At 42.5% G+C, this 21702-nt stretch carries 20 protein-coding genes and 1 pseudogene; 14 read left to right on the forward strand and 7 right to left on the reverse strand.

Annotated elements, in window-relative coordinates:
- Positions 1 to 28: 28 nt before the first annotated feature.
- The 4 genes from B9T62_RS35975 to B9T62_RS41545 form a co-directional block, all read right to left on the reverse strand.
- Positions 29 to 1018, reverse strand: a complete 990-nt coding sequence (locus B9T62_RS35975; protein ID WP_087919640.1) for a sensor histidine kinase — start codon at positions 1016 to 1018, stop codon at positions 29 to 31.
- Positions 1005 to 1691 carry a response regulator transcription factor gene (locus B9T62_RS35980; protein ID WP_087919641.1) on the reverse strand — a complete coding sequence of 229 codons (687 nt, stop codon included), beginning with the start codon at positions 1689 to 1691 and terminating at the stop codon, positions 1005 to 1007. The genes B9T62_RS35975 and B9T62_RS35980 overlap by 14 nt, the downstream gene beginning before the upstream one ends.
- Positions 1688 to 1882 carry a helix-turn-helix domain-containing protein gene (locus B9T62_RS35985; RefSeq protein ID WP_087919642.1) on the reverse strand — a complete coding sequence of 65 codons (195 nt, stop codon included), beginning with the start codon at positions 1880 to 1882 and terminating at the stop codon, positions 1688 to 1690. Before B9T62_RS35985 ends, B9T62_RS35980 begins: the two co-directional genes overlap by 4 nt.
- A gap of 230 nt (positions 1883 to 2112) precedes the next feature.
- On the reverse strand, positions 2113 to 2283 hold the full coding sequence (locus B9T62_RS41545; RefSeq protein ID WP_087919643.1) for a GNAT family N-acetyltransferase: 171 nt from the start codon (positions 2281 to 2283) through the stop codon (positions 2113 to 2115).
- 163 nt (positions 2284 to 2446) lie between these two features.
- Here B9T62_RS41545 and B9T62_RS35995 point away from each other — a divergent pair, with 163 nt between their 5' ends.
- From B9T62_RS35995 to B9T62_RS36015, 4 genes are all read left to right on the forward strand, one after another.
- The gene (locus B9T62_RS35995; RefSeq protein WP_087919644.1) at positions 2447 to 3259 is read left to right on the forward strand and encodes a MerR family transcriptional regulator; all 813 of its coding nucleotides are present in this window, start codon (positions 2447 to 2449) and stop codon (positions 3257 to 3259) included.
- Positions 3260 to 3380: 121 nt separating this feature from the next.
- Positions 3381 to 4202: a CPBP family intramembrane glutamic endopeptidase gene (locus tag B9T62_RS36000; protein WP_087919645.1), complete on the forward strand. Its 822-nt coding sequence runs from the start codon at positions 3381 to 3383 to the stop codon at positions 4200 to 4202.
- 722 nt (positions 4203 to 4924) lie between these two features.
- A complete protein-coding gene (locus B9T62_RS36010) occupies positions 4925 to 5203 on the forward strand; it encodes a hypothetical protein (RefSeq protein WP_157794145.1) in 279 nt (92 codons plus the stop codon).
- A gap of 173 nt (positions 5204 to 5376) precedes the next feature.
- Positions 5377 to 6129 carry a Fic family protein gene (locus B9T62_RS36015; protein ID WP_087920560.1) on the forward strand — a complete coding sequence of 251 codons (753 nt, stop codon included), beginning with the start codon at positions 5377 to 5379 and terminating at the stop codon, positions 6127 to 6129.
- Positions 6130 to 6505: 376 nt separating this feature from the next.
- Here B9T62_RS36015 and B9T62_RS36020 read toward each other — a convergent pair whose 3' ends face one another.
- Positions 6506 to 7063 (reverse strand): DUF2569 domain-containing protein, encoded by a 558-nt coding sequence (locus tag B9T62_RS36020; RefSeq protein WP_087919648.1) that lies wholly within the window; start codon positions 7061 to 7063, stop codon positions 6506 to 6508.
- Between the two features lie 761 nt (positions 7064 to 7824).
- Between B9T62_RS36020 and B9T62_RS36025 the strand changes: the two genes are divergently transcribed.
- The 7 genes from B9T62_RS36025 (at position 7825) to B9T62_RS36055 (ending at position 15133) form a co-directional block, all read left to right on the forward strand.
- Positions 7825 to 8571, forward strand: a complete 747-nt coding sequence (locus B9T62_RS36025; protein ID WP_087919649.1) for a DUF4367 domain-containing protein — start codon at positions 7825 to 7827, stop codon at positions 8569 to 8571.
- A gap of 42 nt (positions 8572 to 8613) precedes the next feature.
- Positions 8614 to 9591, forward strand: coding sequence for an ATP-binding cassette domain-containing protein (locus B9T62_RS36030; RefSeq protein WP_245864223.1), 978 nt, complete (start codon positions 8614 to 8616; stop codon positions 9589 to 9591).
- A complete protein-coding gene (locus B9T62_RS36035) occupies positions 9588 to 11780 on the forward strand; it encodes a M1 aminopeptidase family protein (RefSeq protein ID WP_087919651.1) in 2193 nt (730 codons plus the stop codon). Before B9T62_RS36030 ends, B9T62_RS36035 begins: the two co-directional genes overlap by 4 nt.
- Complete coding sequence (locus B9T62_RS36040; RefSeq protein WP_087919652.1) at positions 11773 to 12510, forward strand: hypothetical protein; 738 nt, start codon at positions 11773 to 11775, stop codon at positions 12508 to 12510. The genes B9T62_RS36035 and B9T62_RS36040 overlap by 8 nt, the downstream gene beginning before the upstream one ends.
- A gap of 174 nt (positions 12511 to 12684) precedes the next feature.
- Positions 12685 to 13251 carry a DUF4256 domain-containing protein gene (locus B9T62_RS36045; RefSeq protein ID WP_245864225.1) on the forward strand — a complete coding sequence of 189 codons (567 nt, stop codon included), beginning with the start codon at positions 12685 to 12687 and terminating at the stop codon, positions 13249 to 13251.
- 191 nt (positions 13252 to 13442) lie between these two features.
- Positions 13443 to 14432, forward strand: a complete 990-nt coding sequence (locus B9T62_RS36050) for a tRNA dihydrouridine synthase (RefSeq protein ID WP_087919654.1) — start codon at positions 13443 to 13445, stop codon at positions 14430 to 14432.
- Positions 14433 to 14563: 131 nt separating this feature from the next.
- Positions 14564 to 15133, forward strand: a complete 570-nt coding sequence (locus tag B9T62_RS36055) for an SF0329 family protein (protein WP_087920561.1) — start codon at positions 14564 to 14566, stop codon at positions 15131 to 15133.
- A 221-nt stretch (positions 15134 to 15354) separates the two neighbouring features.
- Here B9T62_RS36055 and B9T62_RS36060 read toward each other — a convergent pair whose 3' ends face one another.
- On the reverse strand, positions 15355 to 16260 hold the full coding sequence (locus B9T62_RS36060; RefSeq protein ID WP_087919655.1) for a hypothetical protein: 906 nt from the start codon (positions 16258 to 16260) through the stop codon (positions 15355 to 15357).
- A 567-nt stretch (positions 16261 to 16827) separates the two neighbouring features.
- Positions 16828 to 18039, reverse strand: a complete 1212-nt coding sequence (locus B9T62_RS36065; RefSeq protein ID WP_087913645.1) for an IS701 family transposase — start codon at positions 18037 to 18039, stop codon at positions 16828 to 16830.
- A 154-nt stretch (positions 18040 to 18193) separates the two neighbouring features.
- Here B9T62_RS36065 and B9T62_RS36070 point away from each other — a divergent pair, with 154 nt between their 5' ends.
- The 3 genes and pseudogenes from B9T62_RS36070 to B9T62_RS36080 all read left to right on the forward strand — a co-directional run bounded on the left by B9T62_RS36070 (position 18194) and on the right by B9T62_RS36080 (position 21508).
- Positions 18194 to 19096, forward strand: a complete 903-nt coding sequence (locus tag B9T62_RS36070; protein WP_087919656.1) for a hypothetical protein — start codon at positions 18194 to 18196, stop codon at positions 19094 to 19096.
- 89 nt (positions 19097 to 19185) lie between these two features.
- Positions 19186 to 20351: pseudogene (locus B9T62_RS36075) on the forward strand (IS256 family transposase).
- A gap of 221 nt (positions 20352 to 20572) precedes the next feature.
- On the forward strand, positions 20573 to 21508 hold the full coding sequence (locus tag B9T62_RS36080; protein WP_087919657.1) for a hypothetical protein: 936 nt from the start codon (positions 20573 to 20575) through the stop codon (positions 21506 to 21508).
- Positions 21509 to 21702: the final 194 nt, after the last annotated feature.

The raw sequence follows: 21702 nt of genomic DNA on the forward strand, positions 1-21702 counted from the left end.
TCTCGGTGACTTTCAGGTGAGAGATTCGTCACTTTGGGAAACGAATGGCAAATATCGCGCCGCCCTGCGGGTGGTTTTTTGCGGTAATCGTCCCTCCCTGCCGGGTTATAATCATCTTGCAGAGAGAAAGTCCAATTCCGTATCCTGTAGCATTCGGGGATTTCCCACGATAAAACCTGTCAAACAGGCAGGGTAAATCTTCTTTTTCAAAGCCGGCACCATTGTCGTGGATAGCAATCTCGGTAAACAATGGGTTGTCCGCGCAGACAATCTCAATCTTCCCGTTCTCGCCTGCGCTTTCCATGCAATTTTTGAGGATATTTTGAATGGCTTCCGATAGCCAACCCGAATCGCCCTGAACAATTACCCCTTTCGGTGCATCTATTTGCAAATCAATATCGTGCAGCTCCATCGGGATTAGGAACGGCCGAAGCGCGGTGTTTATCAAGTGGTTTACATCGATCTGCTCGCTTTGGAACACCACAATGCCCGCGTCCAAGCGGGATAATCTCAATAGGGAAGTAAGCAACCAATCCATCCGCACAAGCAATTCCTCTGTTTCCCTCATAAATGCTTTTCGCTCGTTGTCATCAGGGTTATTCGCCAGCAATGACAGAATGAGGTTCGCGGAGGTGAGCGGAGTTCGGAGTTGGTGGGCGATGTCGGCCAGCGAATCGGCAAGATGTTCTTTTTCTTTTTTCAGCTCGTCGTTTTGCTCCCGAATACGCAACGTCATTTTTGTTATCTCGCTATGCAGAATGGAAAGTTCGCCCTCGTCCGATTCACCAATAAACAGATGGTCAGCATTATGAAGCACAAGATCGATTTGATTTGAAATCCGCGCAATGCTTTGGTATCGGGCTTTGGTAAACACGAAAAACACTGTGCCAAAGGCAGCGGCAGAAGCGATGGAAAGGATTCCCGCTGCTGTATGTATTGCAAATCCAAGCGTTACAGCGGCGGACGCCATTAAGGAGAACAAAATGGCAAACTGCCGAAACTCTCTATTCCGAAGCATACTCGCCCCCCAATCTATACCCCGTCCCGCGAACGGTCAGAATGATTTGCGGGCTTGCCGGGTCGCTCTCTATCTTCTCCCGCAAGCGTTTGATGTACACGGTCAGTGTATTGTCATTGACAAACTCGCCCGCCGCGTCCCACAATTCGTCAAGTAGCTTACCTCTCGTGATAATATTTTTGGGGTTGCTAATAAACACCAGCAACAAGCGGTATTCTAATGCTGAAAGAAAAACCTCGTTGCCGTTTTTTTTCACAACGCCGCTTGCCGTATCGACATGAAGCCCGCGAATTTCAAAATCGGATGCGGAACGTCCGCTTTTTCGCAGGGCGGTTCCAATTCGCGCAATCAATTCACGCGGACGAAAAGGCTTGGTGATATAGTCGTCCGCGCCTATGTTCAGCCCGGTAACAACACTCGCCTCATCGCCGGAAGCCGTCAGAAAGATAACGGGAACATCCTGCGCTTCTTTGATTTCCGTGCAAACCGTAAAGCCATTTCCGTCAGGCAAAGAAATATCAATCAGCGCCAAGTCAAATGTATTCCCGGCAAGCGCGGCAAGGGCTTCACTCCGCGTAGGGGCGTGAGTGACTGTAAATCCCTCCGAGCGGAGCAGCAGCACAAGGTTTCTGGCGATTGCCTTATCGTCCTCAACCAAAAATATCCGTTTCATTTATTTTCACCATCCTTTACTTTACTGCTCCTGTATCGTCCGTCAGCCGGTTTTTCAGCGTCAACCGGAACAAGCCATGTATTTCCCATTTTTTTAGCTCCCTTAATCCGTCCGGCAGAGCAATGGTACACTACCATTCTGTCTGTGATTCCCCAATTTTTCGCTGCTTCTTTTGTCGTTATATAATCCACGCATAACACCTCCATAACTTTATTATATTTCTTTTGACGGAAATATACAGGCTGAGGTATAAACAAAAAAATACGGGAGCGTGGAAAGGAGTTCACGCTCCCGCACAGGCTAAAGATGTTAGGCGGCGTTAAAGGTCAGTATTCCTTTTTGTTTCGTCGAAAAATATCCGGTTATGCTGTGATTCTTTTCTAGTGGACTTTCTTTCTGTTTAACTGAATTATCTGGAATGCTATTTTTGCTTTTCAATACCATATATGGCCTGTTCAGCACCGTATCTTATGACTGTTTGCTCTAATTTCATTCCTACTTTTTCTAATAGTCTGCAAGAAGAATGATTAGCCATTTGTGTCTCAGCTATTACTTTGGTTAGGTTTAAATCATTAAATACATAAATGAGAATACTAGGTTTTGGTGTTGCTCATGCGAATATAGGGATGCTAAGCTGAAAACAAACACCTTGATTTCCATTGTATTATACCGTTTTCAGGGGGATTAAAAGTATTGGAGTTTCAGGACTCCGCCCTAAATTCCCGGTCAAATTATAACGAGGAGGTTAGCATGGAATGGAAGAAAACAATACTTATAAGACAGGGCAGGTATTAGAAATTCTTGGAGTATCAAGGGATGCGCTGAGATATTATGAGGAGAAAGGGATTATAAAACCTGACCAGAAAGAAGAAAATAATTATAGAGAATATAATTTTTATGATATTTATACATTGATGGTTACAGATTTTTATAAAAAAAGAAATCTATCTATTAAGGAAGTTAAAAAACTACAAGCAGGAAGCGAAATAGATAAATTGGAATCCCTATTGGGAGAAAAAGCCAGAGATTTAGAAGCAAGTATAAGAAATAAAGAATACATGCTGCGAAAAATTAATGAAACAAAAGAATTTTGTAAGGATATAAAAAAACATTTAAATAATTATTCTCTTAGAAAATTACCAACGTATGAAATAAAAGGAGAGATTTCAGACTTTGATTCTTTTCTGGAATATCCAGTTATACTCAAAAATATGGATTTAATTAAGGAAGATATTTTGTCTAAAATTATGAGAATGTTTACTTTTGATGAAACAGGATTCATGGATACCAAGATGTATATTGTTGAAAAAATTGAAAGTAACGAAAAGGAAAAAAATAAGGTTTATTTGGATTACTCCACTTGTATTTATATTATTGTCGAGGATGGAAGATACCAAAATGGAGCCGAGGATATTAAATATAAAGCTTTCAGTTCCGGGCTGAAATGGGCTGAGGAACAAGGACTTGAGCTGGAAGGGGTTGTTTTTGCCAATACTCGTCTTATTACCTACCTTGATAACAAGGAACGAGTATTTCTGGAAATATTTATTCCGGTTAAAAAGAAATAGAATATTTTAATATGAGTATTGACCTGGGTGTAACACCATAGTTTATATTTAACCAACAGAGCAAAATATACAAACGTTCTGTTGGTTTTTATTTGAAAATAAATTTCAGGGGATTTTTCTATTGAAAAAACTATTAAAACGATATGTTTTCTGGACATATGGAGTATTTTATTGTTTTATTCTTGCAATTGGGATAGCTATGCTTGTTCTAAAAGCCAATACATTGGCTGAAATACTACAAGTAATATCGGCATGGACTGCTACCTTTGTTTTTATAGCTATGTTCCACAAAATCTATCCAAAGGATAATCTGATACAATATATAACAAGACAATTTAGTGAAAGGATAAAAATATCAACTGTATTATGTATAATTCTACTGCAATTTTTTGTTTTTCTAGGTTATATTTTATTTACAAGTTCTATAAGGAATGTATCGATAAAATCATTGCTCGTGACTTCATGGATAACATGGCTGGTGACATTCGGAGATAATTTAATTCGGGGACCGCTAGGAGAAGAACTGGGGTGGAGAGGATTTGTATTAAATGAATTACAAAAAAAATTCAATCCATTAAAATCAGCAATTATAGTTGGAGCGGCTTGGGGATTTTGGCATACACCATTATGGTTTTTATCAGGGTATTCAGGAATACAATTGATTGAATATATTACTTGCTTTTTGATTTACATTATTGCGGCATCAGTAATTATGACAGTATTTTATAACTGGAACCATAATCTTTTAATACCAATTATGATTCATCAATTTTTTAATTATTTTGTTGCTATTCAAGCTGGTGATGTATTGCAAAACATCATGGTTACTGCTTTATTATACTTTATAGTGGCAGTGGTTTTGGTTTTGTTAAATTATAAAAAGTGCTTATATGGGAAATGTGTAGAACGGGCAGAAGAGGTATTTACTAAAGGTAATTTATGAAATGATAATACTGTTACTACGCTGAAATGTACCCTGCCGCCAAGGCTCCACCAGGTTCAAGCGACATCATTTTTGACCGTTCAAGGCATGTGGAGTGCGTAGTAGGACTATGTCGAGTCGATTTGTGAGCCGTGCGAAATTCAGGTATCCACTCCTGTTTTTCCTCGGCTTTTTCTTGTCATATGAAAGTTATGACGAGTTGTCACTCGGCTGTATGACAATGCTTCTGTTAGGTTGGGGGTGTCCCGGATCAACTGTAATACATGAAATGTCAGTTACAAGTAACGACTGCTCCGACTCTGGGTATTTCAAGGATTCAAGTAACATTTTGATTACTATTATATAGTAATTTGGAGGGTGAAAATGAGGGCGAAAATGGTAATGTTTCTGATGATGTCTATATTGTCTGCCTGTTTGGTTGGATGTAGTAATGTATCTGTATTAAAAAATCAAGACGACGGAACTACAAAGAATACCCCTACGATTGAACCATCAATTGAGGCTGTAAAAGAACCGGATAGAAAGGTGGACAGTAGTGCTCCACCTACAGAGGATGCAGCAAGGATGGTGACTATGTCTATTATCATGAACTGGAGTCTCTGTTCCAAGGGGACAAAGAAGAGTTCTACCGCAGCATCCTTCCGGAACTGAAAAAAGCTAACCATTGGAGAACCCGGGAAGTCTATCTTAAGCTTATCTTAGAAAAAAATGATTCGGAAGAAATGATGGCATATGTAAGGACCAATCCTTCCACGATAGAAGAATATGCAGATCGACTGTCTACGGACTACCGCGAGGAAATGGCGCAGATTTATAGCAATTATATTTATAACGCGACCAGCACATCTTCCAACAGAAAAGAGTATCAGCGTGTATGCGCCATGCTTAAACGATATAAAAAGGTAGTAGGGAAACCAAGCCAAGCAGAAATCATCATTCAATTAAAAGCTCAATATCATAAACGACCGTCTTTTATGGATGAGCTGGCAAAGCTTACGTAAAAGAGGCCAACTGCGGCCTCTTTTGTTCTTGGCGGGATCAATGTCTAGCTCAGACAGAATCTTGCACAACTGCATATTTTACAATAGAGAATGCTATAATGATAACAACAGGTAAGGCTATTTTGACTGTTAAGATACATGGAATCATTCTGAATTTACTGGGAGAAATGTGGATGAAACATAAAACATTAGTAGAGCTCTTACAGGAAGAAATGAAGATGGGGCTTAAAGGAGGGCTGTACCATCAGACCCAAATTAAGCTTGCCTATAACTCCAATCGGATCGAAGGCAGTCGGTTATCTGAGGATCAGACACGATATATTTTTGAAACCAACACAATAAACGTAGAACCTGAAGAAACAGCAAGTGTTGACGATATTATAGAGACGGTAAACCACTTCGCCTGCTTTGACTACATGTTGAACCTTGCACATGAAGACTTGTCCGAAGAAATGATCAAGGAATTCCATAGAATCTTAAAAAGAAATACTTCAGATGAAAGAAAAGACTGGTTCCGCGTGGGGGATTACAAAGCTAGACCCAATGTGGTAGGAGATATGAAAACGACTGCTCCGGGAAAAGTGGCAAGCGCGATGGGGAAGTTGCTCACCATGTATCACCAAAAACCCAGAATTTCGTTTGAGGACATCGTAGACTTCCACCATGAATTTGAAAGCATCCATCCTTTTCAGGACGGAAACGGTCGTGTCGGCAGGATCATCCTGTTCAAGGAATGTTTGAAAAATGATATACTCCCCTTTATCATCGACCATGAGCATAAGCTGTTTTATTACCGTGGCCTGAAGGAGTACTCTTCGGAAAAAGGATATTTGCTGGACACCTGCCTGTCGGCACAGGACAGATATGAAGCGGAGGTTGCTTATTTCTTTCCGGAATTGAAGCATGGACCAGAGACTCATCCGTGATAGCCACTCAGGGCATGTGGAGTGCTGTGTGTTGCTGTTGAGGAATTAATGTAGAGCCGCATTTGCCTAATCTAAAAAACTCAAGCTCATCCCAGCTTGAGTTTTTTATTTTGGGTGGAGCGATTTCTCATTGGTTGTTGCATAGTTGAATATTAATCGGAAGGTACGGCGGACATGTATCGACCGATTTGTCGTCTTTTGTTCCAGAAAACCGCACTAGGGCATCTTGGAGGAAGGTTACCCCTCTTTCTCGTGTCTTTCCAGGTACTGAGCAAGCTTCTTCATGTTTTGTACGGCTGCCACCATGAGCGCTTGCTCTGTTGCATATGATTAGCCGCCTCTTTCATTGGTGTTGGTCTAAAATATCATCGGTCATTTACTTCGAAAATGTATTGTCCACTCGAACGGACAGTTTAAAATAAGGAATCCATACTAAACATATTCCAGCGGCTATAGCAATTGACCAATATGATGCTTTTAATTCTTCGCTAACAGCATCAACGGTCGTCAAGAGTAAGTATGTTCTGATGATTGCAGCTAGCAGATTCACACTATAAAGAATGATCATTAAACGCGGTACGATCGGTTTCTCTCGCAAAAATTCAAATAACACATATCCGGTATAGATGATGAGTGCCCCATAAAATACGGCGTCAAATATCAAAATAGTAGTCCACTCAGAATCATAAATTTCTCTAAATGACCTTGTCTCAAATCGTACGACCTCAGAGTCTGAAGACAACGCTGGTATCGTCTTGGTAAATAGTTGCATCGCTACAAAAAACATCGAAAAAACCATGCCTATAAAGGCAACAAGCAACCAGCCAAGTATACCTCTAGGGCCATGGATTTCATCATCCCATTCCATCTTCATTTCTGCTCGTTCGTTCTCTACTTCTTCCTGACCCACTTGTTCCTTCACAAGCTCTTGCATTCATAATTCCCCCAATAATAGCTTTGATTCAACCACTCTATATGGTATATCGCCATATGATTGTATTTTATTTACTAATTTATTTACTATTTTATAAATTCCATGTAATCACTGTGGAAATCTGGGCTAGACCGTCATTTGAGGCGCGATTGCAGCAGCACATTCGTGCCATCAATCAATTATCAGATGTAAGCACAGCGCGGCTTCAGCAGATTCAGATGCAAGTCAGATTACAAGAGGCAATACCACCTGAATTATATCCCTTGCTTTTGGAGTATGCGTTCATCGGGAGGTAATAGATATTGGATGTGACTTAAAATCAACAAACATTTTTTGAAGTCTATATTATGATGGTGAGATACAAAGCTCCAATCTCAAATAGAAGGTTCAATATTAATTTTTTAGGATAGTCCGAAATAAAAACGATTTTATCAAACGACAATTGACTAAATCTATAAAGATGAGAAATTTTAGGCGATGATCTTTCAGAATTTAGAGGTGGTGGTTGAAGGGGTACACATTCGTCCCTCTACGTTTATGTTCGGGCATCAAAGTACAGTGCTACACGATGTCAAGACTGAGAATTTAATATGTTTAAGGTGTGAAAATAATTACAAAGTCAGTAGCCACACGGGGAACAGGTGGAGGGCAAAGCGCAAGCGAAGGCGCGGGAGGGTAGCAAAGCTCCCTTCAGGAATCGCTTGAGGATAAAAGTAGAGCCTGACGGTTATGCACCGCTGCGGGTGTGAAGTTTAGAAGTTGTGCGGTGTAGTGTTCTGCAGTCGGCAGACACGATCGCAGCCAAGCAGCGCAGTCGTGAAGCGGGCAGGCTCTTCAAAAGCCTGTTAGTTACCGTCGCATCCGTTGTGCTGGTCGGGGTGCTGTTTACCCAGTCCTCGTTCGCCAGCGGGATGCTGGACAAGATTCTTAAGACGTTATCACTGGAGCATATCTCTGTGTCTCAATATGAAACGCTGCCCGAGGTTGCCAATGGTACCATACTTTACGATGAGTCAGGCAGGGAACTTGGTAAGGAAGTTGCGAAAATTCAACTTGATGATAGAGCCACAGTCAGCATTGGAGTAAGTGAGAGAGCCGGTGAGAACGAGATGCGCAAGCTTACCGATCCCGACAGACTAAACGATGACATGAACTTTGAGGTAGGTATGCCAGAGTATTTGCCGGAAGGCTATGTATTTGACCATGCGGAACAATATATAGATGAACATGGTGTTCTCAGTCCGAAGTACATCGATTTATATTTTATGAATAACGAAGGTAAACAGATTTACATTCAAGAATGGTTTGCGGATGAAGAGACCGCCTATTCAATGTCTACGGAAGGTGCAATTGAAAGTACGAAGGTGAACGGAGCTGTTGCGATCATTATGAATGACCATGTGATCAAATGGGAATCAGAAGGGGTTCTCTACTCGGTGGTGACCAAAGACATGGATAAATTGATTGATCGGAGTGAGCTGATCCGGATTGCCGAATCGGTGAACTGAACTGATTCTTCCCTTAGTGGTGCTGAGGAGGAATAACCTGGCATGCCAAACAGCATGCAGCGGATGAACAGGGTCAAGACTGGACAGCGGCCTCGACCCCGTTCTGTGTTCATTGATTTCATACTATCGATACATGAAGGGAAGCGAGGGGAAATGAACATTACGCTTACTGACTTGAACATGACATATGCCAATGGGAAACAGGCCTTGCGAAATATTTCCTTTGATATGCAAAGCCCCAATCTGACCGGCCTGTTGGGACCGAATGGCGCAGGCAAATCCACGCTTATGAAGCTGCTCGTTTCTGAGCTGTTACCTACATCCGGGGGAATTCAACTGAACGGTTCGCCGCTTAATAAAGTGGAGAAGCAGTTAAAATCAGCATTGGGTTACCTGCCGCAGAGCTTCGGCTTGTACGATGAGTTGACCGTGTGGCAGTTCCTTGATTACATGTCCGCGCTGAAGGGCATCAAGAACAGCAAGGAAGCGATCCGAAAGGTCATCGAGGAAACGAATCTCACTGCAAAGTATAAGGCACGTATTCGTACCTTGTCCGGTGGCCAACGGCAGCGAGTAGGGATTGCCCAGGCGTTGCTCGGCAACCCGGAGCTGCTAATTTTTGACGAGCCTACCGTAGGGCTTGATCCGGAGGAGCGAATTAATTTCCGCAATCTCTTCTCGAGAACTGCCGAAGACAAAATCGTGCTGCTCTCCACACATATCATCGAGGATATTCAATCAGTCTGCAACCGTCTGATCGTAATGAACGAGGGGAGATTGTTGTTCGACGGAACTCCAGAGGAACTGATCGGATTGGCATATGGCCATGTCGGTATTTTGGAGGAGCAGGTCGACAACAACGAGAAGCAGGGCTATCAGATAACGTCTCGTATCAACACTACTCGCGGCGTTATCTGCCGTATAGTAGCAGAGGTGTTGCCTGCCTTTGCACAGCCGGTGGAACCAACGCTGGAGGATGCCTACATGTACCGGATTTCGAAAGGAGTGGGGCTTCGATGAACTCTCTCTCCTATCTGATGGTAGAGGTGAAGCGCATCTTCCGCTCCAGAGTCACCTGGCTGGTCATCACGCTGACGGTTTGTGCGCCTTTGGCGGGATATTCGCTGTATCAACCGGCTAATATTGCGACTAAGGCGAGCCGATTTATTGCGAATCCTGTCCTTGCCGCAGTGATTGGTGGTGCGGTGCTGTTTGCTCTTCTTACCCTTTTTGAGTTGGACCGGGTACACCGGAAAGGCACAGCGGTCCTCACGGACACGATTGTTTCTCCGCTTACGATGAATGCGGCACGTCTGATCGCTCTCCTTATGGCGGCCACCGCTGCCGGGCTTCTGATGATGGCTGTTTATTATCCCTATACGTATATCAAGATGGGCTACCTGTTCGATCCCGGGCTCTACTTGGAAAGCTACATGATTCTGCTGCTACCCAGCTTGTGGACGGGTTGTCTTGTTGCGGCTGCTTTTTACCAGATCACTCGAAGGTTCGAGCTCAGCTTTCTCCTTGTTGTCGCATGTCTGCTGGTGAGCAGAAGCGATTATTTTGCTGAGAAATACATGCTGAGATGGATCAATCCGAGCGTCCCCCTCTTCACTGACGACTTCAGTAATGCGATGCCTCTGCGGATGGCTGCACATAACCGGCTGTTCTGGCTGCTAGTGCTGATGGGACTATGGCTGGTGTCGGTCCTGTTCATTCGACGGTACGGCAAAGGAATCATCGGCTCACTAGCTCGCAATGGCCGCAAGCTCTATCTTCCTATGCTTGCCGTTGTGTTCTTTGCCGGCGGGGCTCATACCTATATCAGTCAGCCCTATATCAACAACAGTTTAAGCGGGGAGGATTCTTTCGACAATTATGATTATTACGAGAGGCTGTTTCTGATATCCACTCAGGTGAATGCCACACCGGATGTCAGAAGTGGAACCCTGAACGGAACGGTAACTTACCAAATCCGCAATGAAAATACGGAGTCTCTTGAACAAAAATTGGAAATCAACAGCGGTTATACCGTACACAACATGACGCTTAACGGACAACCGCTTGCATTCACCGATCTGAACATCGACAAAGAATCAGGTAAGCAGATCGTCTTTACACTGCCGCCTGTGGAAGAGATGGAACTTGTAATCGAATACGGCGGGTACCCGAAAGCTTGGGCCTATTTAGTAAACGAGATGAATAGCAGTATCATTAGCCGCGAGTATATTGATCTTACTTTCACAAGTTTTGCACCAGTGCTGCCCATGAGGGATGCGGATGATAATGATCCTGCTGATTTAACGGCTACGTTTACTATTCCCGCAGACATGGTGCCCATCGTCCCAAGAGGAGGCAATATTGAACTGGTGAGCGGCAATGAGGATGGGACCAAAACTTGGAACGTGCTTAGAAAAGATGCAATCAGTATGTCCTTGCTTGCGGCGGACTTTATTCGCGAAGACATTAAGACGGAGGGACTGGCAACGCAGTTCTATTATGGACGTAAGCATCAGAATATTATGGAGTCCTCCAACATTCGAGAGCTTCTGGAAGAGGTTATTGATTACTGTACACATAAGTTTGGGCCACATGCTGCTGCAGGCAGCGGCACCTTGAAATTGGTTCAGACAACTGCTTTTAAACTGGGGGGCATTGCCGCAGGCGACATGAGCAGTATGGATGAGACCGCTTTTTCTGAGGAGGGAATGAACGATCCCTGGAAGGGCGCGAAAGGCAACGAAGTGCTGGCGCACGAAATCATCCATCAGTGGTGGGGACTTAGCACAATGTTCCAGCCGGACCTTGAGAACCACTGGACGCAAGAGGGTTTAACTGTCTATGTTACCTATCGGTTCGCCAAGGAGAAGTACGGAGAAGAATACGCCAGGAAAAACTACATCGATGTCTGGGAACAGGCGGTTGAGGCTCAGAAACGCAATTTTTACACCCGGAATCCTCATTATCTGGACGTTTTACCGGATAGATATGCCGAAGCCGTTCGTTTGGAACAGAGCAGAGTCAACGAGTATTGCCTGATGGCGCTGAAAATCTTAAAGGCGGAACAACTGGTGGGCGGAGAGAAGAACTTCGATAAGCTGCTAGCCGAGATGTACGAGACCAAGGGGACCGAAAACTATCCCTTGCTATCCTACAACGATTTTCTGAAAACCTCTGGACTGACAAAGGAGATGCTGGAACTTGACTAAGCTATTCAGATATGAACTTCATAGATTCCTCTTTAATAAATTTTTTCTTGGTCTGTTGGTCATTACCGGATTGTACAGCTACCAAATATTAAGTGGAGATATTATCAGAGGCGTGGCGAATACGGCACCCTTCTCCAAATGGAGCTATGGGGCATTCCTGTCGTCGCTGTTGCCCCTGAACTTGATCACACTGCTGTTTTTCATTTCTTTTCTCTACTCCAAAAAAGAACAGCGTGTTCAGGTACTCACTGGTGCCACACCGATTGAAAGGGTGAGCTTCGCTTTAGTACGTTACGCAGCAATTGTAACAGCGTTTGCGTTGATCTGCTGCGTGGTTGTCCTGATCAGCATCGTTTTTTATCAGCGAATTTTTCACTTCGGATCGTTTGGCAATTTTCTGTCCCCAATCCTGCTCACACTGTCTCCCGCTATGCTGTTTGTACTGGGGGTGGGACTGCTCGCGGGGCGGGTGCAGCCCGGTCTGATCTATGTTCTGATGCTTCTGCTGCTCGTGCTGAATTGGGTTTCGTTACCGTATGGGATGGAACTGTTTGGGGGGGACTTCTATCAAAATTATCCGTCTACGCTCCAGGTAGGGGCGAATGGCGAACCGGCATTTATCATACCCACAGTCGTTTGGATAGGCAAGGCGGCTTATGTGGGAATGGGCATCCTTTTTCTTCTGATTAGTTTGTATCTACCGAAAAAAGCCTGTCAAGTAGACAGATGAAAAAAGCTATGCAGCTAGCGCGTGCCGATATTCTCTCGGCGCGCGCTGGTTTAGCCTCATTCCTTATTTCAAGCCACTTATTATATGAAATGGAAAGCATGCTATGGTAACATGTCTGATTTACCTCAAAGTGTCGATAATATAGAAGGATTAAATTTTAGAGGAGGTTATACTGTGGTAAATGAAAAAAGGGAGTTATCACTAGAAGAAAAAGAAGCATTGCTTGACGTATTAAAAACTCGTTTTGAGAAAAATAGGAATCGCCACGAGGGATTGGAATGGGCCCAAGTACAACTAAAGCTGGAAGCTAACAACGGAAAATTAGGGTCCATTCATGAGATGGAAAGAACCGGCGGTGAACCGGATGTGGTTGGTTATGATGAAGAGACGAGAGATTATATTTTCTGTGACTGTTCAGCAGAAAGCCCCAAAGGCCGGAGAAGTGTTTGTTACGACGGCGAAGCCCTGAACTCAAGAAAACAAAATAAACCGGAAAACAGCGCCGTTCAAATGGCGGCTGAGATGGGCATTGAGCTACTAACAGAAGAACAATACCGGGAATTGCAGAAACTTGGGAATTTCGATACGAAAACATCGAGTTGGGTGGTAACACCTGCAGATATCAGAAATCTCGGTGGTGCAATCTTTGCTGATTTCCGTTATGGAAATATCTTTGTGTATCATAACGGTGCAGAATCTTACTATGGCGCTAGGGGTTTCCGTGGCTCGCTTAGAGTTTGAATTGGGTATCGCGGATTCGGCTTTTCACGGGGTTATGATATACTTGTTTAGATGCCCACCATTAACACATGCTGCCGTTTGATATACTTTGCTATAACATGCTGAAAGTGAAGAAGAAGTAAGAGTATGAACAGGTTAGTTTACTATTTCGGGATAAAGATTTGTCCTGTATTCATAGAGAGGTTTTTGATATGACGAATAATTTTTGGCGTGATTTACCGCGACCTTTTTTTGTGCTGGCGCCCATGGAAGATGTGACGGATGTTGTTTTTCGCCATGTCGTAAGTATTGCTGCCAGACCGGATGTGTTCTTTACGGAGTTTGCGAATACAGAGAGTTATTGTCACCCGGAGGGGCACCATGCTGTGCGCGGGCGTCTGACTTATACAGAGGATGAACAGCCCATTGTAGCGCATATCTGGGGAGATAAGCCGGAATACTTCCGTCAGATGAGCATCGGTATGGCACAAGAAGGCTTCAAGGGCATTGATATTAATATGGGTTGTCCTGTAGCGAATGTAGCAGAGAACGGGAAGGGGAGCGGCCTGATCTGCCGTCCAGAACTTGCAGCGGAGATCATCCAGGCTGCCAAAGCCGGGGGACTGCCCGTCAGTGTCAAAACAAGGCTCGGGTTCAGTAACTTAGACGAATGGCGCGGCTGGTTAACCCATATCCTGAAGCAAGACATTGTGAATCTGTCCATTCATCTGCGCACACGTGAGGAAATGAGCAAAGCAGATGCCCACTGGGAGCTGATTCCCGAGATCAAGAAGCTTCGCGATGAGGTGGCACCCCATACACTGCTGACCATTAACGGGGATATCCCTGACCGTCAGACCGGCCTCATGCTCGCTGAAGAGTACGGTGTGGATGGGATTATGATTGGGCGCGGTATTTTTCATAATCCATTTGCTTTTGAGAAGGAGCCGAAGGATCACAGTAGTGAGGAATTACTTGATCTGCTACGGCTGCATCTAGATCTCCATGATCACTATTCAGGACTGGAACCACGTTCGTTCAGACCTCTTCAACGATTCTTTAAAATATATGTCCGCGGATTTCGAGGGGCAAGTGAATTAAGAAATACCTTAATGAACGCAAAGTCAACAAGTGAAGTGCGTGCGCTGCTCGATGAATTTGGAAGTGAGGAGCCTGACGGAGCGGAGGTACTTGGGGATTAAGCGGTCAGGATTGTGGAAATCCGAGTAGAAAATAGAATAGACGCTAAAAGAGTGAGGATCGGATGAATGGAGAGGGGGATCAACCCGGAGCCAACAAGCCTTTCCTCTGTTTGGTTATGGAGGGGAATTACATGTCCTGGAGCAAATTGAAGCAACAACTGGAGAGCTTTCTCTGTCCTGCGTTACATGGAAGGGTAGAATACCGCGCACCTGGGTACCGTTATCTGCCTGATAAATCAGGCATTTGTTATATCTCGGTAGATAAAAAGAACGTACTCAATATGGGTGATAAAACGAACGCAATCAGATGGTATCAATCAGAGTTGGAAATTAAGAATGATCCAGATATCCAAATCCCTATCAGCAATGACGACATTGAAGCGGTCAGACAAGCTGCCAAGGGAGCAGTGCCGGAGAATCGTCTAATAGTAATGGCTAGAAGCAGAAAAAGTTCAGAACATGCAAAAGAGCTTTTGTCAGCACAGACTTCATTAAGTAAATCGAATTTTATCGTTGTGGCTAATCAGTTTTTATCTACTCCTATAGAGGAAAGCATAGAGAGCAATGATATCGTATTGAATATTCTAGCTTTGGTGGACAGAAGAGTTGGGAAAAAGCGGATTTTGAGCATGGCGGAGAAGATGGAGTTGAAGCATCCGGTTGTGCGGTATTTTTATGAGTTGCGGCGGGGGGCGTTGTGAAGTGGATAATCTGTACCCGCGAATGATCATAGATGGGCAAGGGGGCGCTTGGCAAATTGATAGGGTAGTGATAGTTAAGAACTCACTCTTGAGTGGCGGGGAGTTTCATTCGTCATTTGTAGTATAACATTCGTGAAAATTGTAGGCTTAAGTTAAGGAGAATTTAACCTGATTATTATAGAAAGTCCTGTGAGTACCTTTAGTTCAAACTACATAGTAATTTACGAGTAAATAAAATTGTCTAATTCTTCATTAGTCATTGCTTTATTACTGTACAAGTAAGGGATGGCATCATGGTAATCTTTTAAGAATGACTGGTCACTCTCTGTTTTCTCATTAATATATTTATATCTCCAATTGCGATCTTCTTTTGATATCGCATTTTTGAGCTCTTTCTTGGTGGTCCGATAACGAGTTTTCCCCTTGGGAGTAGTATATGCGGTTTCTTTTTTAGCTCTTTCTAGAATTACACGCATTAAAAATTGATTTGCACCAAAAAAATATCTTTTTCTAACGATATTTTTAGGGGTTAGAAGAATCTTATTATTTTCATAACGATAGCAGGGGAGTGTTACTTTCTTCCAAGCTGAAGAGGCAACATCCCAAGTATCGAAAGTGTCTTCAGAATTGGGCTTTACATTAGCAATAGCTAATTGTTCTAATGTAAATTCATTCAATTGGAAATGTAAAATATTAGTTATCATATCCGAAAGTCCATCTTCACTAAAGCCTGATATAGTAACAGGTATGTCCATTGCTTTCGTAATATTTGGTATATTGGCTGTCAGCCTTTCGAGATTTTTAAAAGTTTCTAATAGACCTTCTGCTGTATTACCATGTCCATTATCTCCATTTCCATAACCTAACTTTGTATAATTGATTTCTCTAGCACAGGATAGTAACTCTATTTTCTTATGTGCATCATTGTTACGGTAAGCTTGATAAAATTCATTAAAAAAATTATCCAACAAATTGGTTGCATTATTGTACCAAGACCCTTGTTGAGTTTCTATTAAACAAGGGTCAATGAATAATTTTTGGTCATCTAAGACATTAATATCTACGAATTCCAAGTTAGAATGTCCAGTTCGAGAATGGTTTAGAAGTTCGGAAATATGTTTTTTCATATTAACCCCCATGCTAGTGATCATTCACTATTATTTAGTTATAGAACAACTTCCATTTTACAGCATTATACATGATTTTACAAAAAAACTCATCATTTAGGGAGAATAATGTTGCTTTATGCAACGATGTAATTTCAATGAAACTCCCCGCAGCTTGCTGCGGGGAGTTTCATTAAGTATACATATCTACAATTTATCCATATTTACTATATAAAAAGTAGGAAATTTGCTACTATATTCCTAAGTACAAAGTATTGGAGGGGGATTATATCTGATAAATTCCGTAATATTACAAACGAAGAAATAAAGCTAGCTCTTCTAATAGTAGGTTATCATAATGATATCCTGATAGATTTCGAAAATACAAACATTGAAGGTTTTTTTAGAGTAATCGATAGCGATATTTTTGAAAGGAAAATTATTTACCCTTGGCTTTTTGATACTGAGTTGTACATTAAATTTAATGATACTTACTCAGAAAAACCTGAAAAGCTAGATTATAGTCAAACATTCAATTTATTAACTATAAATGAGCAAAAACGGATACAAAAAATTCCAAATCAAAGATCATGCTAATTTTAATCGTTTTTGAATCACTTGAAAAGGAATGTTCTTTCGGCCGCAGTCATAGATAAACTGGGCGATATCTTGTTTGACTTGCTTGCGAACGGTGCGTAGCCCATCGCCAAAGGAACAAGGCTGTTCAAGCCCCACGGTACAGAACAAATGTGTCCAGGCGAGTAGTGCCCATAGACGAATAAACGCAGTGGCCGAGCGAACTTGATACGTCTCGAATCCTAAATTACCTTTGGATTGTCTAAAGAAGATTTCAATCGGCCATCTTTTGCTGTAATACGTACAAATCGTCTCTGTCTCTAAAGACACATTCGTGCACAAAAAGGCGCGTAAAGCTTTCGGCTGACCAAAGGCTTGCTCAGGCCAACAGAGAAGTACGACTGCATTCGGGATGTCGTTTAAGGCTCCCTCATATCGGTACGTCCAGTACGAAGAACCATTCACGGTCACGAGGTGAACGTCTTTTTTGGACACATGCGCGGCAAAATGCTGAACCGAGATCCGGATGCCTTGCGGATAGAGAATACGATTGGTTTTTAAAGCGCCAATCAGGTGGTATCCTGCAGTCGCGTAGCTGTCAATGATCCGGGAGCAAGTAAACCAGGAATCGACAAGCGCATATCCCCCATATGGAGGCAAAGGCATCGTCGCAGCCATGTCACACACATGATCGATTTTAGTATAGACGGAGCCATCCGGATGAACTTTTTTTCTGTCGTATAGATCTATAGAATGAATCAATGCCGCTGCACCACATTGTACGATAGTGGCCTGAACCTGATGGCCCCAGACGGTTTTACCTTCGAGATGCGAATGATGATATCCAGTCTGTTCGATGGGAGACTTGGCCTGTGACGAAGGCTTGGTCTTCTTGCAAATCGAATCATCATGAATCACAAATAGAGGCTCCGCCGTTTGTGTGGACTCGCGGAGTACATGACGAATAGATTCTTGCTTCACTTTATGTTGAAGAATCCTTTCGTCCCAGTGCCCGTGAGTCAAAAAGTGCCCGAGAGCAGTGCGGTGACACGGGCTATAATCGGCTAGATCTACGACCTTACCCCGAAATCCTTTGGACGTTGCTGCTGCCATGTAAGATAGGATATGATTCATCACGGGTTTAGAGAAATATAAAGGCAACCGGTGCTGCAATAAATAGTTGCGAAGCATTTGATGATCAGGTACGATGGCGGTATGGGACATTGTGAGTTCTCCTTCGGCTAAAAAGTGTGTTGTGGTGACTACTTTTTAACACAAGGAGAGCACTTTGTCTCTATTCTTTTTGATTTTACAGTTTACTGGAAGCGAATTTGCTCATTTATAGTTATTAAATGAAACTTCAAAGGGAGTTTTTCAGGTGAAAAACTTCCTTGTCGGTCCATTTGGCTTTCTAATTTCTGAGCAACAAAGAATCCTCAGACCAAGTGTCACTGCTCCTTTGTGGTATTGTGAAGATCCGACGTGTAACTCTGCTCATGTTGTAAAATTATCGAGTGGTACTTGTCTTGTAGAAAATGTAATGGATTTTCTCCAGGAAAATATGAAGACTTTTGAAGGTGACCTAACAGACACTAAAATTAATAATTTGAAGCAATTAATCAGGAAAACAATTGCTTACCACGAAGATATGCATCTAGAAGACTTACCATGGTTGCTTGCTAATTCTTTTCATGAAATTGAATTGAAAGTGATTTTGAGTGAGCTATTTAGGAAATATTCCAAAAAAATCAGAGGGAAATTACAGAAATGGCAAACAGATAGTGAAAGATGGCGTAATTCAAATGAGCAAGTTATATCAACTCTTTCCAAGAGTGAATGTCTACAGTTAATTTTACTTTTAGGGGATAATGAAATAACAGAGACAATTGAATTATTAATCGAAGGTAACAAAATAACAATCCCTTCTACAGAAATAAGGGAATCTTCTCCTAGAAGAATAACTTACGGTTGGCTGGAACTAATATGTGAGTGTTCCGACAAGGGAATAAGATCTATTGATAAGCGTAATATTAATCAAATAGCATTTTCCAGGATCAAGTACCTGATAAGAAATATATACATGCAAGAACCATCAATTCTAGAATGGAAACTCAGAAGTATAAAGGAAAGTAATACTGACACAAAACTGGATAGGTATTTAATTGAAAAAGACCCCTCTGTTGTAGTAAGAGAACTCATTTTAGACTCTAAGGAACATACAGAAAAATGTTTTTCATATCTAAAATTTGGGTACTTCTATTATCCGGATGGCGTAAAATAGTTTGTGTAAGGACCGGGGAGTCTAGTAAACGACAAAAAAGTAGGGTATCCTTGGGAATGCGAAGTCACCAAGAAAAGGAGCCCTACTCAATGACAAGTATACAACAAAACCCGTTCCAGGATCTACTCGAAAATAGCATCCAAAGTTTTCTGAAAGAAAAGATTGAACTCATGCTCCGCGAAGAAATCAAAAATTACCTCGGTGTCGAACATCCGGAAGACTCCAATACTCGCAACGGATATTACACCCGCACCTGGGAAACACGCCACGGCCTGATCCCCGACCTGAACGTCCCACGGGATCGGCAGGGTCTGTTCCAGACGGAGCTCTTTGAGCCGTACCAGCGCCGGGAGGCGTGGCTGGAAGACACCGTGATCCACATGTATAAAGGGGGCATGAGCACCCGGGATATCGCCTCGTTTATCGAAAAAATGTTTGGGACCTCGTACTCTCCAACGACGGTGAGCAACATCACCGGCACGGTGCTTGAAGATGTTGCCGCCTGGCAAAATCGTCCGCTCTCTAAGCGTTACTCGGTCATCTATCTGGATGGCATGTACGTCAAGCTGAAGCGTCAAACCGTGGCCAGTGAAGTCATCTACATCGCGATGGGGATCGACGAAGACGGGCACCGGGAAATTCTCAGCTTCGCTATTGGCGGCAAGGAGAGCGCGTATGGCTGGCGGGAAGTGCTGGCGTGCATGAGGTGCTGCTGGGCGTCTTTGACGGGCTGGCCGGGCTGGAGGAAGCCTTCAAGGAAACCTACCCCAAAGCCGATGTCCAGCGCTGTGTGACCCACAAGATACGCAACACGCTGCCCAAAATTCGGGATACCCACAAGACCGAGATGGTCGGCGATTTGAAGACCATTTACACCGCACCGGATAAGGATGTGGCACTTGCCAACTTTGATGTGGTGCTGAAGAAATGGGGCAAAATCTATCCCAAGGAACTGGAGTCCTGGGGAGAGCAGCTGGATGTGTTGCTGCGCTTTTACGACTACCCACCCCAGATCTGGTACGCCATTTACACGTCCAACCCGATCGAGCGAACCAACAAAGAAATCCGCAAACGGCTGCGTCCCATGAACAGTTTGACCAATATGGATGCCGCCGAAAAGATTGTCTATTTGGAAGCGATGGGGTACAACGAGAGATGGAGCCGACGTGTCCTGCGGGGGTTTGGGGACCCCCAGACGAAAGCCGCTTTGAGTAAAAAGTTTGCGGAAAAGTATCCCCCAGCCCAAGACAACTAAAAACAAAACCGACGGCAGACGCAACTGGATATGAAAGGAAATTTTCGCAGGGGGGATCCCCCCTGACCCTTTGAATACCATTCATATCCATTGTCCCAATGGATATCCTACAACCCTTAAAAATAATTACACAAACTTCTTGACGCTACCATTATCCGAGTAATGAAGATGAAGATGAAAGAATTATTAAGAAAATTTTATGGAAATTAGGATTTAATCAAATGTCTTTTCCTAAGAGTCAATCTTTGTTTTGGGATAGACTTAAAAGATTCAAAGAAGTTGCTTCGAGTGTGATATCCCGAAACGAAAATGATAAAGAAATAATTCGTAGTGAAGCAATTAATTTTTTTGTATCTTTAGAAGAAATTCTTGAAAATGCCCTTTCTTTTACTTCATGGATGCTATTTTCTGATCACTTCTCTAAAACCCACTTCAGCTATAGTTTTGAGGATGGTCTTAACATTATGGTAGAGAAATTGAATGGAGCAATGTTTGGTGATGATGAAAAATTAGAGTTAAATCCTAAAGGTAAGAATACTTTATTTCCTTTGATCACCGGGTTCGGGATACTTGCAAAATTATGTGAGTCTGTAATGATCGAAAGAGATAAATATGTTAAACCATTCGAGAATCTTCCTCACTACTCAAGGAATTCTGAACTTATCGAATTCCCATTTAGACACAATATACATTTATTAAATGTGAATTTGGAGGATATTCAAAAAATTATCACATTGTTAAAGAACACAACTATAGTATTAGAAACAAATCAAGTATGTAGTATAAGAAATCGTATAAAGCATAATAGAATAGACTTTCCCAGCACTGAAGAAATTGTTTCCTGCTGTAATTCAATTAATGACATAATAAACCAGTTAGAAATTTACGGATTGTACCCTTCAATCTCAAATTTTAAAAGAAAAATTTCGGATCAATATGACAGAAAAATTAGTACGTATTTAGATTATAGAGATCGAGAAATAAATATAATAAGAAGTGGACGATACACACCGTTCACATTGCCAAATGATACACAATTTCTAATAATTGTACCAGCTCTTCATATTGGTACTACGACTGAGTTTTTAAGGTTTCGAATTATCGAGGCATCCCCATATATGGAAGTATGGAAAGGGCATCCTGCAAAAAGGTTATAGAAGTTTTTAGTACTTATTACATGGTGATGAAGCCAAATACAATAAATTTGCATGCGATGAACTAGGAGATTAGTATTTAAAGTGTTGTTTGCTTGAAGGTGGATTCGATAGTAAGCTCAACTTCAACACATAAACGAACCGTCCTTAAGATTAACAAAACAAAAGCCTGACAGGCGAAAATCTACTAGTCAGGC

The organism is Paenibacillus donghaensis (assembly GCF_002192415.1).
GTDB classification, from domain to species: Bacteria; Bacillota; Bacilli; order Paenibacillales; family Paenibacillaceae; genus Paenibacillus_AQ; species Paenibacillus_AQ donghaensis.

Coding starts and splice junctions, on each gene's coding strand:
- B9T62_RS35975 (WP_087919640.1), bottom strand. CDS start 1,018: ATGCTTCGGAATAGAGAGTTTCGGCAGTTTGCCATTTTGTTCTCCTTA.
- B9T62_RS35980 (WP_087919641.1), bottom strand. CDS start 1,691: ATGAAACGGATATTTTTGGTTGAGGACGATAAGGCAATCGCCAGAAAC.
- B9T62_RS35995 (WP_087919644.1), top strand. CDS start 2,447: ATGGAAGAAAACAATACTTATAAGACAGGGCAGGTATTAGAAATTCTT.
- B9T62_RS36010 (WP_157794145.1), top strand. CDS start 4,925: ATGATGGCATATGTAAGGACCAATCCTTCCACGATAGAAGAATATGCA.
- B9T62_RS36015 (WP_087920560.1), top strand. CDS start 5,377: ATGAAACATAAAACATTAGTAGAGCTCTTACAGGAAGAAATGAAGATG.
- B9T62_RS36020 (WP_087919648.1), bottom strand. CDS start 7,063: ATGCAAGAGCTTGTGAAGGAACAAGTGGGTCAGGAAGAAGTAGAGAAC.
- B9T62_RS36030 (WP_245864223.1), top strand. CDS start 8,614: ATGCCAAACAGCATGCAGCGGATGAACAGGGTCAAGACTGGACAGCGG.
- B9T62_RS36035 (WP_087919651.1), top strand. CDS start 9,588: ATGAACTCTCTCTCCTATCTGATGGTAGAGGTGAAGCGCATCTTCCGC.
- B9T62_RS36050 (WP_087919654.1), top strand. CDS start 13,443: ATGACGAATAATTTTTGGCGTGATTTACCGCGACCTTTTTTTGTGCTG.
- B9T62_RS36055 (WP_087920561.1), top strand. CDS start 14,564: ATGTCCTGGAGCAAATTGAAGCAACAACTGGAGAGCTTTCTCTGTCCT.
- B9T62_RS36060 (WP_087919655.1), bottom strand. CDS start 16,260: ATGAAAAAACATATTTCCGAACTTCTAAACCATTCTCGAACTGGACAT.
- B9T62_RS36065 (WP_087913645.1), bottom strand. CDS start 18,039: ATGTCCCATACCGCCATCGTACCTGATCATCAAATGCTTCGCAACTAT.
- B9T62_RS36080 (WP_087919657.1), top strand. CDS start 20,573: ATGTCTTTTCCTAAGAGTCAATCTTTGTTTTGGGATAGACTTAAAAGA.